Here is a 12829-nt window from a genome sequence, read left to right on the forward strand (position 1 = left end):
TCGTGACCGATTATCAGCGCACGCTTCTCACCGGCGCCGCCGGCGCTCTTGGAACACAGCTTCGCAAATCCGGTACCAGGCTCGGCAAGATCGTTCGGCTCTCGGCCCGACAGGCGTGCCAGAACCTGGCGCCGCACGAAGAGGATTCCCCGGCGGACCTCGCCGATTTCGATGCCGTTTCCCATGCAGTGAAAGGCTGCGACGCGATCGTCCATATGGGCGGACAGGGACTCGAAGCGCCGTGGAAGACCATTCTGGACGCCAATATCGTCGGCAGCTACAACATTTACGAGGCGGCCCGCCAGCATGGCGTCAAGCGCATCGTCTATGCCAGCTCGGTCCATGCCATCGGTTTCTACGAGCGGACCGAGACCATCGACGGCAACGTGCCGACCCGGCCCGACAGTCTCTACGGCGTGTCGAAGACCTTCGTCGAAAACCTCGCCCGCTATTATTTCGACAAGTTCGGCCTCGAAACGGTAAGCCTGCGCATCGGCTCGTCCTTTCCGGAGCCCACAGATCGCCGACATCTGATCACCTGGCTCTCCTACCGCGATTGCCGCCAACTCGTTGAAAAGAGCCTGTCGGCCGAACGCGTCGGCTTCATGGTCGCCTACGGCATGTCCAACAACAGCCGCGCCTTTTGGGACAACCGCACCGCCGCTTCTCTCGGCTACAAGCCGGAGGACAGTGCTGACGACTATGCGGAAAGGGTGTTCGCCAAGACGGAGCAGGGGGATCCGAACGATCCGGCCGTGCGCTTCCAAGGCGGCAGCTTCTGTGCGGCCGGCCACTTCGAAGACGAGAACAAGTGATGCGGGCTGCCAGGACCTCCTATGACCTCGTCATCGTCGGTGGTGCCGTCGTCGGCAGCTCGACCGCCTACTTCCTGGCGACCAATCCGGACTTCACCGGTTCCGTCCTGGTGATCGAGAAGGATTGGACCTATCAACGATGCGCGACGGCGCTCTCGTCCAGTTCGATCCGGCATCAGTTCTCGAACGCCATTAACGTCAAGGTCTCCCAGTTCGGCACGGAGTTCATCCGCAACTTCAAGGAGAACGTCGCCGTCGACGACGATACGCCGGAGATTGGCTTTCACGAGGCGGGCTATCTCTTCCTTGCGGGCGACGAACGAGGCGCTGAAGTTCTGCGCCGCAATCACGAAACGCAGGTCTCCTGCGGCGCCGAAGTGACGCTGCTCGAGGTCGAAGGTCTCGCGAAACGCTTCCCCTGGCTCAACCTCGAAGGGCTGGTGCTCGGCAGCACCGGCGAGCGTGGCGAAGGCTGGTTCGACAGCGTCGGCTTGATGCAGGGTTTCCGCAAGAAGGCCCGTTCGCTCGGCGTCGAATACATCGAAGACGAGGTTGTGGCGGTCAACCGCGAGGGCGACCGCGTCGTCTCCGTGACGACAAAGGGCGGCCAGACGATCGGCTGCGGGACGGTGGTCAACACCTCCGGCACCAACGGCAGACACGTCGCCCGCATGGCCGGTCTCGACATCCCCGTCGAGTCGCGCCGGCGCTCGCTCTTCGTCGTCGATTGCCGCACGTCCCTTGAAGGCAAGGTCGGACTGACCATCGATCCGACGGGAGTCTTTTTCCGTCCGGAGGGCAAGTTCTATCTGATGGGCACCTATCCCAAGCACGATCCGGAGGTCGATCCGAACGATTTCGAGGTGATGCATGACGAATTCGAGGAGGAGATCTGGCCGACGCTGGCGAACCGCGTGCCTGCCTTCGAGGCGATCAAGGTCGTCAGTTCCTGGGCCGGCCACTACGACTACTGCACGCTCGATCACAACGTCGTCCTCGGCCCGCATACGGAGGTGAAGAACTTTCTCTTCGCCAACGGCTTTTCCGGCCATGGGCTGCAGCAGTCGCCGGCCATGGGGCGTGGGCTTTCCGAAATCATTACCTATGGAGGCTTCCGCACGCTCGACCTTGCGCCCTTTGGCTACGAACGGGTTGTGGCGAACCGTCCTTTCCTCGAAGACGCCGTCATCTGACCAAAAGGGCAGGGGAACTTCATGAACAACGAAATCAAGACACGCAGCGGCGGCCAGGTGCTGGTCGACGCCCTGCGCATCCATGGCGTCGAGCGTGCATTCGGCGTGCCGGGCGAAAGCTATCTCGCGGTGCTCGACGCCTTCCACGATGCGGAAGACGCGGTCGAATTCGTCATCTGCCGCCAGGAAGGCGGAGCGGCCTATATGGCCGAGGCCTATGGCAAGCTGACCGGCAGGCCGGGCATCTGCTTCGTTACCCGCGGGCCGGGCGCCACCAATGCCTCGGTCGGCGTTCATACCGCCTTCCAGGATTCCACGCCGATGATCCTGTTCATCGGCCAGGTGGCGCGCGACCAGATGGAGCGCGAGGCATTTCAGGAGATCGACTATCGCCGCATGTTCGGCCAGATGGCGAAATGGATCGTCGAGATTGAGGATGCGGCCCGTATCCCCGAACTCGTCAGCCAGGCGTTCCATCGCGCCGTCAACGGCCGGCCGGGTCCGGTCGTCGTCGCACTTCCGGAAGACATGCTGACCGATGAGGTGGCGGTTGCCGATACGCCGGCGTACAAGCGGGTCGAGGCCTATTCGGGCGAGCAGCAGCTCGATGAGCTCGTCCGGTTGCTCGCGGAAGCGAAGCGCCCGATGGTCGTTGCCGGTGGTGGTGGCTGGACGCAGCAGGCGGTCGCCGACCTCAGGACGTTCTCCGAAGCCTTCTCGCTCTCCGTCGCAGCCTCCTTCCGCTGCCAGGACCTGTTCGACAATAGGCATCCGAACTATGCCGGCGACCTTGGCCTTGCCGCCGGGCCGAAGCTGATCCAGCACATCAAGGCCTGCGATCTCTTGATTTCGATCGGCGCGCGGCTCGGCGAAATGACGACGGGCGCCTATACGCTGATCGACATTCCGGTTCCGAAGCAGACGCTTGTGCACGTCCATCCGGGCGCCGAGGAGCTCGGACGCGTCTATCACGCGGCTTTGCCAATCAATGCCAGCGTGGCCGGTTTCCTGTCGCAGGCGGCGAAGCTAAGACCTGCGGCATCCGCTGGCTGGATGGAATGGACGAGGGCCGCGCATGCGGACTATCTAGAAAACCTGAAGGATCCGGAAATTCCCGGCCCGGTGCAGATGGGCGAGGTGATGGAGTGGCTGCGCGGTCATCTGAAGCCCGACGCGATCCTGACGACTGGGGCGGGAAATTATTCCGCCTGGGCGCATCGCTTCTATCAATACCGGACGTTTCGCACCCAACTCGGCCCAACCAACGGCTCGATGGGATATGGCGTGCCGGCGGCGATCGCCGCCAAGATCACCGCGCCGGACCGGATCGTTGTGGCCTTTGCCGGCGACGGCTGCTTCCTGATGAACGGCCAGGAACTGGCGACCGCGATGCAGTACGACGCGCGTGTCATCGTCCTGGTTATCAACAATGGCATGTACGGCACCATCCGCATGCATCAGGAGCGCAATTATCCGGGCCGGGTGTCCGGCACGCGTTTGACCAACCCGGATTTTGCCGCGCTTGCCCGCTCCTACGGGCTGCATGGAGAAACGGTGCAGAGGACCGAGGAATTCGCCCCAGCGTTCCAGCGCTGCGAAGCCTCCGGCAAGCCAGCGCTGATCGAAATCCGCCTCGATCCGGAAGCACTGACGCCGAAAATGAGCCTCACGCAGATCCGCGAACAGGCGATCGCGCTGGGGAGGTAAGAATACGGCTGCTGCCGGACAGATGGGTGACGGTGGCATTCCATCAAGGCGACCCCAATGGCAGGAGATTGCCGGCTGAGTGAACGCATCCTGCGACAGTGTCGACGAGTTGCCGAAGTCTCCGCAGGCGCGCGAAGAAAATTTGCGAACCTGATCAGTCCGCCGTCTCCACACTTTCAGGCTCGTCCAACATCAGCCGGTATCTGTTGAGGCTCTCCTCGAGATGCACGGCAAGCGCCTGCTTTGCTGCCTTCACGTCGCCCTGGGTGATCGCTGCCAGAATGGCCGCATGTTCCCTGTTGATTTTCTTCAAATAGCCATTGTAGGCGCGCGACGATTGGCGATGTTTCAGCACCAGTTCGAAGTTGATGCTTTCCATGACGGCTTCTAGAAAGCTCGGAAAATGCGGATTGCGGGTGGCGCGGGCGATAGCCAGATGAAAGTCGAAATCCGCGCGCGCTTCGACTTCCGCATCGTCGGTTTTGAGAGTTTCCAAATTATCATAGGCGCGGGCAATCTCCGCGAGAGCTTCCGGAGTGCGCCTGGCTGCGGCCAGAGCGACGGATTGCATCTCGACGCCAAGCCGCAATTCGAGGATCTGCATGGCGGAGCGTATGTCCTCAATGCGGCTGATTTCATAGTTGAGCGTCTTCGCGTCCTTCTCGGTCACATAGACGCCAGCGCCTTGTCGCGCGGTCACGCGTCCTCCCACCTTCAGAGATGTCAGAGCCTCGCGAATGACGGTTCGGGAAACGCCGAATTCCTCACATAGTTGGGCGCTGGAGGGAATTTTCGCGCCGGGAGCGTAGAGCCCGGAGTCGATGCGCTCGGTAAGCTTTGTGACGACGATTTCTGCCAAATTGCCACGTTGCGTGATAATCGACACCTATTTGCTCCGATTGAAAATCCCCCGTTGGCACATATCACATATCGTGCCACATGCCGCTCGAAATATCGCGTTTCTCGATAGATTGCCTGCCTTGCGGGAATTCTCTTCAAAGATGGAGGTGTTGGGCCCGCGGCGGAGTCATTTCGCACCGACAAAAACTGCTTGATCTCGATCTATCCTAGCATATAAGTGATAACATACAAACAGTCAGGAGGCTCGTCGTGAAAGCCCAATCCGTTGTCATCGTGGGGGGAGCTTCGGGCCTCGGTCTCACCACTGCGAAACTGATGATCGCGCATGGAGCGGCGAAGATCGGGCTTATTGACCGCAATGAGGCATTGCTCGCCTCCGCGGCGGCGGAGCTGGAAGCACTCGGCGCGGAGGTGGCGGTAGCGGTTGCCGATATTTCCCGCGCAGAAACGGCTCACAGCGGTTTCGAGACGGTTGCCGGCAAGCTTGGCCGCATCCATGCTCTCGTCAACAGCGCAGCGATCTATCCCCGCAAGCCGATCCTGGAAATCACCGACGAGGACTGGGACCTGGAGAACGCCATCAACGTCAAGGGCACCTACCATATAATGGTGGCGGCGGTGCTGCATATGCGCCAGTTCGTGAACGCGCCGGAAGTGACAGGACGCATCGTCAACGTCACCTCCGTCGATGCCTTCAAGGCGCATCCGCAGAATGCCCACTATGCCGCGACCAAGGCGGCGGTGGTCAGCCTCACCAAGTCCTTCGCCCAGGAATGCGCCAAGGACCAGATCCTCGTGAATTCGGTGGCGCCGGCAGGCTTTGCGACGGACCGCGCTAAAGAACTCGGCTTCCTGCCGGAGCTGGCCAAGGCGAGCGCCCTTGGCCGCGCCGCCGAGCCCGTCGAAATGGCCGAATGGATCGTCATGATGGCGTCCAGCCGCAACACCTATGCCACAGGCGAGAATGTCGTCGTCAGCGGGGGCTATATCTATGTCTGACACCTATCGCGTGGCAGTCGTCACCGGCGCGACTAGCGGTATCGGCAAATCGACGGTTTCGGCTCTGCGGCAACGCGGCTTGACGGTTTACGCGGTCGGCCGCAACGAAAGCCTGCTTGCGGAACTGGCAGATGGGTGCGGCGCTGTTCCGGTGCGGGCCGACGTGCGCGATACGGCCGTCATCGCCGAGGCGTTGAAGGATGTTGAAGTCGATATCCTCGTCAACAACGCCGGCATTCTTTCCACCCGCGCCACATTCCACGAGATCGAACCTTCCGAGATCGATGCGATGATCGATATCAATCTCAAGGCCCCGATGCACTTAACGCGCGTCTTCCTGCCAGGCATGGTCGCACGTAAGCGCGGGCATCTGATTTATGTGGGTTCCAGCGGCGGGCGGGCAGCCTATCCCAACATGGCGGTCTATGGACCGTCGAAGGCGGGACTAAGTCTCTTCTGCGACAACCTGCGTTGCGATCTCCTGGGGACTTCCGTCCGCGTCAGCGAAATCGTTCCGGGCCGCGTGGAGACGTCTCTCTATCGGACCTCGATTCCGGATGGTCAGGCAAAGGCCATGCTGTACGACGGATACCGCTCGATTCAGCCGGAAAATATCGCCCGCATCATCAACGATGTCATCGATTTGCCGGTATTTGTCGATGTCGCCCGTGTCGAAGTCTTCCCGACCGATCAGGCAAGCGGTGGCGGCACCATGGTGAAGCACGTGACCGCTTGAGCCGTCCGTTCTCTGGCCCAGGGGGCAAGCAAAGTCAGGACGCAACGACGAGGCGGCGAAGGAAGAGAAGAATCCGGATCTCCTCCAACGCTATCGCCCATTGGCGATCCGTTCCGTCGTCGCGGCCCATTGAATGAAGCCGCGGGAACATGCGCAGGCCGCCGCGCCTGAGCCGGCCTATGCCGCCAGCCTGCAGCTTCCTCCAGGATTTCAGTATCCGGGTGAGGATTGAGATAGCTCGCTTATCGTGAACCGGTCGCTGAGGGGGTTGGCCGGCAGCGTGGATCAGAGCGGCCGGCTTTCGTAGCCGGCCGCTCTGAGCGCGTCGGAGATCGCAGTCTTGTTGGCCGCGGTCTCGATGCTGACTTCCTTCTTGCCGAGGTCCACCTTGATTGCCGCGGCGGGATCGACGCCGCGAATCGCCCTTTCCACCACGCTTGCGCAATGGCTGCAGGTCATGTCTTCGATCTTGTAGCGGTGCATTTCCTGTCTCCGATTTTCGTTAGGAACCGAAGATGGGGCTTCCCACCGTTGGAAGGTCAAGAGCGCCCGGCGCGCCCTCGATCACTCCGCAGCCTCGACGAAGCGATGGCGCTCGTAGAGGAACTTGAGCACCGCTTCGCGGCATTTCAGGTAGGTGCGATCGGAGGCGAGCTCGATGCGCCGGCGCGGGCGGGCGAGCGGCACGTCGAGGATTTCGCCGATCCGGGCGGAGGGGCCGTTGGTCATCATCACGATGCGGTCGGAAAGCAGGACCGCTTCGTCGACGTCATGGGTGATCATCAAGACCGTGTTCCCGAGCGTCGCGTGGATCTGCATCACCTGATCCTGCAGATGGGCACGGGTCAGCGCGTCGAGCGCCCCGAAGGGTTCGTCGAGCAGCAGCACCTTCGGCTCCATCGCCAGCGAACGGGCGATGCCGACGCGCTGCTTCATGCCGCCGGAGACTTCCGAAGGGCGCTTGTCGGCGGCATGCGCCATCTGCACCAGTTCGAGGTTGCGCATGGTCCATTCATGCCGTTCCTGCCTGGTGCGAGTCGCCGAGAACACCTTGTCGACGGCGAGCCGGACGTTTTCGTAGACCGTCAGCCACGGCAGCAGCGAATGGTTCTGGAAGACGACGGCGCGGTCCGGTCCCGGCTCGTCGACCACCTGGCCGTCCAGCAGCACGACGCCACTCGTCGCCTGCGTCAATCCGGCGACGATGTTGAGCAGGGTCGACTTGCCGCAGCCGGAATGGCCGATAATCGAGATGAACTCGCCCTTGTCGACCGCGAGCGACACCTGTTTCAGAACCTCGCTGCGGGTGCCGCCACGTTCGAAGGTCTTGTCGATGAGTTCCAGCGAGAGATAGCTCTTGGGCATGAAAAGCCTCCTTTTCTTCAGGCGTTTGCCGTGCCGCGGGCGACTGCGCGGCCGATGAGCGCGATGATGCGGTCGAGGAGGAAACCGACGATGCCGACATAGATCAGCGCCACGATGATGTCGCTGATCAGCGACGAGTTCCACGCATCCCAGATGAAGAAGCCGATGCCGACGCCGCCGATCAGCATCTCGGCGGCGACGATCGCCAGCCATGAGAGACCAATGCCGATCCTCAAGCCAGTGAATATATACGGGGCGGCGGCCGGCAGCATGATCTTGGCGAAATATTCGAAGCCGTTCAGCCGCAGCACCCTGGCGACGTTCTGGTAGTCCTGCGGAATGTTGCGGATGCCGACGGCGGTGTTGATGATGATCGGCCAGATCGCGGTGATGAAGATGACGAAGATCGCCGAGGGGTTGCCGTCCTGGAAGGCGGCCAGCGAAAGCGGCAGCCAGGCGAGCGGCGGCACGGTGCGCAGCACCTGGAAGATGGGGTCGAGGCCGCGCATGGCGAGCGCGCTCTGGCCGACCAGAGTGCCGAGCGCCACGCCGACGGCGGCGGCCATGGCATAGCCGAGGGCGACGCGCTGCAGGCTGGCGAAGACGTGCCAGAAGAGACCCTGGTCGACACCCTGACCGACATAGAAGGGATGCGCGATCAATTCCCAGCTCTCCTCGAGCACGCGCGTCGGCGCCGGCAGGCTCGAATCGGGCGAGGCACAGGCGAGCTGCCAAGCGAGGGTGAGGAAGGTCAGCGTCACCAGCAGCGGCAAGAGATTGGTGATGGTTTGAGCGGCAAAGCGCGGCAGGCGGCTGTCAAAGCGCGGTCTTGCCGTAGCCTCGAGAGCAATCACCTGCGCCGAGGACTGCGGCGGCGCCTGCGGTTTGAGCTTCAGATTGGTGGCGGACATGCCCTTCTCCTACGGGTTCTCGGTCGACGGCAGCCGGGACCGGGCCCGGCTGCGATTGCGGCATCAGGCGATGCGGCTGATTGCCAGGCTCTTCAGATAGGCTTCGGGATTGGCGGGATCGAAGACCTTGCCGTCGAAGAAAGTTTCCGGGCCGCGCGAGGTGGAGGGCGGAATGTCGGCGACGCCGAGATCCTTCGCCGCTTCGCGCCAGATGTCCTCGCGGTTGACCTTGGCGATCAGCCCCTTGATATCCGTATCCGGTGCAAGCTTGCCCCAGCGGATGTTCTCGGTGAGGAACCAGGCGTCGTGGCTCTGGAAGGGGTAGGAGGCGTGGTCGCGCCAGAACTTCATGAAATGCGGGCTGTTCTCCACGACCTTGCCGTTGCCGTAGTCGTATTCGCCCTTCAGCCGGTCGACGATGTCCTTCGGCGGCACGTTGAACCAGCTGCGCTTGCCGACGATCTTGGCAAGCTCGTCCTTGTTCGCCATGTCGTCGCACCATTGCGCGGCTTCCTCGACGGCCATGACCAGCGCCTTGGCGGCGCGAGGGTTCTTCTCGACCCAATCGGCGCGCATGGCGAAGGACTTTTCGGGGTGCTTGGCCCAGAGCTCGGCGGTGTTCACGGCGGTGTAGCCGATCTTCTGGTTGACGAGCTGCTCGTTCCAGGGCTCGCCGACGCAGAAACAGTCCATGGTGCCGACCTTCATGTTGGCGACCATCTGCGGCGGCGGTACGACGATCGTCTCGACGTCCTTGTCCGGATCGATGCCGCCGGCGGCGAGCCAGTAGCGGATCCAGAGGTCATGCGTACCGCCGGGGAAGGTCATCGCGACCTTTGCCGCCGCACCCGCCGCCTTCTTCTTGGCGAAGGCGTCCTTCAGCACCGAGGCATCGAGACCGATCTTGAGATCCGCATAGGCCGCGCCGACTGAAATGCCCTGGGCATCGAGGTTGAGGCGGGTGAGTATCGCCATCGGCAGCGGCTGGTTGTTCTGCGTCACCTTGCCGGTCGAGATGAGATAGGGCATCGGCGTCAGGATATGTGCCCCATCGATGCCGGCGCCGGCAGAGCCGAGCACCAGATTGTCGCGCGTCGTTCCCCAGGAGGCCTGCTTCACCACCTCGACTTCGGTCATTCCGTATTTGTCGAAGAAGCCCTTCTCCTTGGCGATGATCAGCGGTGCGGAATCGGTCAGCGCGATGAAACCGAGGATGGCTTTCGCCGTCTCCGGACCAGCCCCCTGGGCAAAGGCCCCGGAGGGCAATAGCGTTTTCGCTGCGCCGACCATGGCGGCCGTCGCGGTCGTCTTCAGCAGGCTGCGGCGAGTAAAGCCGCCGATCGATATCTTGGTCATGCGCACGTTCCCTCAACTTGTTGGCCGGTCGAAAACCGACGAAAAAAACGCCGCTCGGAAATCGCGCTCCGGGGATCGGGAGGTATCCCTTTCGGAGGCAAAGACCGTCGCGACGTCACTGTCCTTCGCAGGCGCATTTCGCCTGAACTTGCTTCAATCGCCGTTGACCGAAGCAAGCACACCAATGCAAGCGTCGTGCCAAACACCGCCAGATCTCGTATGTGGCTGAATTGACGAGGGAAAATTAGCCAATTCCGATATGCCCAAAAATATAGCATGACCTGCAGAAGATGAATTATTGTGCGTTGCACCATCCAGTAATTTTGCATGCCGCGCAAACTATGTGCGCCGTCGCATTTCCTACGGGCAGTAGCGGCGCTCCCAATCGTTGCCTTGCGGCATGACCGACAGCATGCGGTGCTGTTTCGGCCCGCCCGGATCGCGTATATTGGTGAGGGCCATTCATCGGCCTCCGCGAGATAGACCGCGATGGCATCGACCGAGTTTCATCTTGTCACGACCTGGGCCGTCGACGCCTCTGTCCAGGATGTCTGGCGGGAGCTCAGCACGCCCGAGAGCTGGCCGGACTGGTGGCCCTCGGTCAATGAGGTCACGCTTCTGCGCCCAGGCGACGAGTCCGGCATCGGCGCCGTGCGTCGGATGAAATGGTCCACCGCTTTGCCCTATGACTTGGCCTTCAACATGGAAACGACCAGGGTTGAACCGCTATCGCTTATCGAGGGCAAAGCTTCAGGCGAGCTCGATGGGACCGGTCGATGGACGCTGCGGCCGGACGGAGCGGTATGCAATATCCGCTACGACTGGATCGTCAAGGTGACGAAACCCTGGATGGTCAGGCTTGGTGTCATCCTGAAGCCCGTCTTCAGCTGGAACCATGACGTCGTCATGGAACGCGGTCGGCAGGGCCTCGTGCGTCGCCTCGCCCGGAGTGCTTGAGGAATTGGCGCTTCGTTCGCGTCTCGCATGTTCACGCCGAAGCGCGTTTGCGTGCATGAGCCCCGAGGCGGCCGAATTCCTATAGGAATCCTATTTCTTTCCTCTTGGACCTCTCTCGTCCTATGCGCTTGAGCCATATTCTATTGATCCACGCGCCGCATCGCCTCGATCGCTGCGGCGACGGATATGCACGCCATCGCGATCACCTACCGGGCGGCCGGCGCCGCCTATCGGGGACGCGCAGTCAGTAGAAACAACAGACAGGAATTATCGACATGGACCTTGTCGTATTCGCAATAGGCATCGTGTTCTTCGCCTTATCCTTTGCCCACGTTCGGGCGTGCAGCAACCTCTAGCGGCGGAGTGGAAAGATGCTCGTTCCAGCCGTGTATCACGGCTCAGGCCGCTTGGCATCCAGCCGCCGCATTCATTGTGAAACGTCGGCGAATATCCGACACGCGCCTCCGGCGAGCACACGCCGTTTCTGACGTCACTTTCCCTTCGACAGCCGTTGCTCTATGACAACGCGGCGGAAGCGAGGGGAGGAACATGAGAAAACTGGTTGCTGGCAAACTTCACGGCATCCACGTGACCGAGGCTAACCTCAATTATCACGGCTCGATCACCTTGGATCCGGACCACTGTGAGGCGGCGGGCATCCTGCCGATGGAGTTCGTTGAGATCTGGAACAAGAACTCCGGCGCGCGCATCTCCACCTATGTCATTCTCGGCGAGCGCGGCTCGCGGTGCTGCATCCTCAACGGGGCGGCCGCCCGCACCTGCCAGCCGGGCGATCAGGTCATCATTTGCAACTCGGTCTATCTCGACGAGAGCCGGCTGACGGAGCTGAAACCGAGGGTGCTGACCTTCGACGAGAACAACCATGTTCGCGATCGCTTGACCTATTCGGTCGAGCGCGACCAGCAGGGCAAGTTTACGTTCAGCATTCTCGATGAAGAGGACAGGAGACAGCCGATCCCGCTTCCAGTGGCAGGAGCATAGCCGACTCTGGAGCGGGGCTCAGGAGGAGACCTCGGCGGCGAGCCAGCTGCGGAAGGCTTCGAGCGGCGGGTGGTTGGCCCGCGACTCGGGCCAGACCAGCCAATAGGCGCCGGAACCCGGAACAGAACGTTTGAGAAGCGGCACAAGGCGCTTTTCCTCTATCTCGACATCGGCGAGATAATCGGGAAGCAGGGCCACACCGAGGCCCGAAATGGCGGCCTGCGTCATCGTGGCGAACTGGTCCAGCAACATTCCCGTGACGCTCGGGGCTTCGGCGCCTTGAGCGGCAAACCAGATCTCCCAGGCGTTCCCGCGTGTCTCCAACTGCAGCAGCGGCAGACCGGCCATGTCGTCGACCGTGCGAACCGGGTGTTCGGAGAGAAGCGACGGAGCGATGCAGGCGGTCAAACGCTCCTCGAAGAGTTTCATGTGCCCCGCGTCGCGCCAATCGTCCGCTCCGAAATGAATGGCTGCGTCGAAACCCTCGGCGGCAAAATTGAACCGCTTGAGGCGCGTCGCAAGATTGATCGTCACGCCCGGATTCCGGGTTAGGAACGTACCGAGCCGCGGCGCCAGCCATCGCGTGCCGAAGGCCGGCAGGATGGCGAGCGACAGGGCGCCGCCGCCCGGATTGGCGGAAAACTCCATGCTGCCGCGCTGGATGAGGTCGAGCGCCCGGGTGACGTCCCGTCCATAGGCCTGAGCTGCTTCGGTCGGAATGAGCCTCTGCCTGTGGCGTTCGAACAGCGGCCGGCCCAATTGCTCCTCGAGGTTCTGGACAAGGCGGCTCACGGTGCTTTGCGTCAGATTGACTTCTCGCGCCGCCGCCGAGATCGAGCCGTTACGCAAGACCGCCTCGAAGGCCGAGAGGAGACTGATGGAGGGAAGAAACCGGCGCGGGCGCATCTGAACTATGTATTCCATACA

At 62.0% G+C, this 12829-nt stretch carries 13 protein-coding genes; 7 read left to right on the forward strand and 6 right to left on the reverse strand.

Going from position 1 to position 12829, the window contains the following annotated elements; all coding sequences use genetic code 11:
* The first annotated feature begins 2 nt into the window (after positions 1–2).
* From CO664_RS11350 to CO664_RS11360, 3 genes are read left to right on the forward strand one after another with little or no spacing between them, the layout of a single operon-like run.
* The gene (locus CO664_RS11350) at positions 3–815 is read left to right on the forward strand and encodes an NAD(P)-dependent oxidoreductase (protein ID WP_037416913.1); all 813 of its coding nucleotides are present in this window, start codon (positions 3–5) and stop codon (positions 813–815) included.
* A complete protein-coding gene (locus CO664_RS11355) occupies positions 815–2008 on the forward strand; it encodes an FAD-binding oxidoreductase (RefSeq protein ID WP_097538797.1) in 1194 nt (397 codons plus the stop codon). The genes CO664_RS11350 and CO664_RS11355 overlap by 1 nt, the downstream gene beginning before the upstream one ends.
* Positions 2009–2029: 21 nt before the next feature.
* A complete protein-coding gene (locus CO664_RS11360; RefSeq protein WP_097538798.1) occupies positions 2030–3715 on the forward strand; it encodes a thiamine pyrophosphate-binding protein in 1686 nt (561 codons plus the stop codon).
* A gap of 154 nt (positions 3716–3869) precedes the next feature.
* On the opposite strand, the gene CO664_RS11365 is transcribed toward CO664_RS11360, so the two are convergent.
* Positions 3870–4601 (reverse strand): FadR/GntR family transcriptional regulator, encoded by a 732-nt coding sequence (locus tag CO664_RS11365; protein ID WP_097524550.1) that lies wholly within the window; start codon positions 4599–4601, stop codon positions 3870–3872.
* Between the two features lie 224 nt (positions 4602–4825).
* Here CO664_RS11365 and CO664_RS11370 point away from each other — a divergent pair, with 224 nt between their 5' ends.
* Positions 4826–5575: an SDR family oxidoreductase gene (locus CO664_RS11370; protein ID WP_037416924.1), complete on the forward strand. Its 750-nt coding sequence runs from the start codon at positions 4826–4828 to the stop codon at positions 5573–5575.
* Entirely contained in the window at positions 5568–6311 is a 744-nt protein-coding gene (locus CO664_RS11375; RefSeq protein ID WP_097538799.1) for an SDR family oxidoreductase, read from the forward strand. Before CO664_RS11370 ends, CO664_RS11375 begins: the two co-directional genes overlap by 8 nt.
* Before the next feature lie 285 nt (positions 6312–6596).
* Here CO664_RS11375 and CO664_RS11380 read toward each other — a convergent pair whose 3' ends face one another.
* The 4 genes from CO664_RS11380 to CO664_RS11395 form a co-directional block, all read right to left on the reverse strand.
* Positions 6597–6794: a heavy-metal-associated domain-containing protein gene (locus tag CO664_RS11380; RefSeq protein WP_037416928.1), complete on the reverse strand. Its 198-nt coding sequence runs from the start codon at positions 6792–6794 to the stop codon at positions 6597–6599.
* An 81-nt stretch (positions 6795–6875) separates the two neighbouring features.
* A complete protein-coding gene (locus tag CO664_RS11385; RefSeq protein WP_037384655.1) occupies positions 6876–7676 on the reverse strand; it encodes an ABC transporter ATP-binding protein in 801 nt (266 codons plus the stop codon).
* A gap of 17 nt (positions 7677–7693) precedes the next feature.
* On the reverse strand, positions 7694–8587 hold the full coding sequence (ntrB, locus tag CO664_RS11390) for a nitrate ABC transporter permease (RefSeq protein ID WP_037416932.1): 894 nt from the start codon (positions 8585–8587) through the stop codon (positions 7694–7696).
* A 63-nt stretch (positions 8588–8650) separates the two neighbouring features.
* Positions 8651–9943, reverse strand: coding sequence for a CmpA/NrtA family ABC transporter substrate-binding protein (locus CO664_RS11395; RefSeq protein WP_037416934.1), 1293 nt, complete (start codon positions 9941–9943; stop codon positions 8651–8653).
* A gap of 489 nt (positions 9944–10432) precedes the next feature.
* Here CO664_RS11395 and CO664_RS11400 point away from each other — a divergent pair, with 489 nt between their 5' ends.
* On the forward strand, positions 10433–10900 hold the full coding sequence (locus CO664_RS11400) for an SRPBCC family protein (protein ID WP_097538800.1): 468 nt from the start codon (positions 10433–10435) through the stop codon (positions 10898–10900).
* A gap of 549 nt (positions 10901–11449) precedes the next feature.
* Positions 11450–11902 (forward strand): aspartate 1-decarboxylase, encoded by a 453-nt coding sequence (gene panD / locus CO664_RS11405; RefSeq protein ID WP_037416938.1) that lies wholly within the window; start codon positions 11450–11452, stop codon positions 11900–11902.
* 18 nt (positions 11903–11920) lie between these two features.
* On the opposite strand, the gene CO664_RS11410 is transcribed toward panD, so the two are convergent.
* Positions 11921–12808, reverse strand: a complete 888-nt coding sequence (locus tag CO664_RS11410) for a LysR family transcriptional regulator (RefSeq protein WP_176536563.1) — start codon at positions 12806–12808, stop codon at positions 11921–11923.
* Between the last annotated feature and the right edge of the window lie 21 nt (positions 12809–12829).

The organism is Sinorhizobium sp. NG07B (assembly GCF_002532005.1).
Taxonomy (GTDB): Bacteria; Pseudomonadota; Alphaproteobacteria; order Rhizobiales; family Rhizobiaceae; genus Sinorhizobium; species Sinorhizobium fredii_C.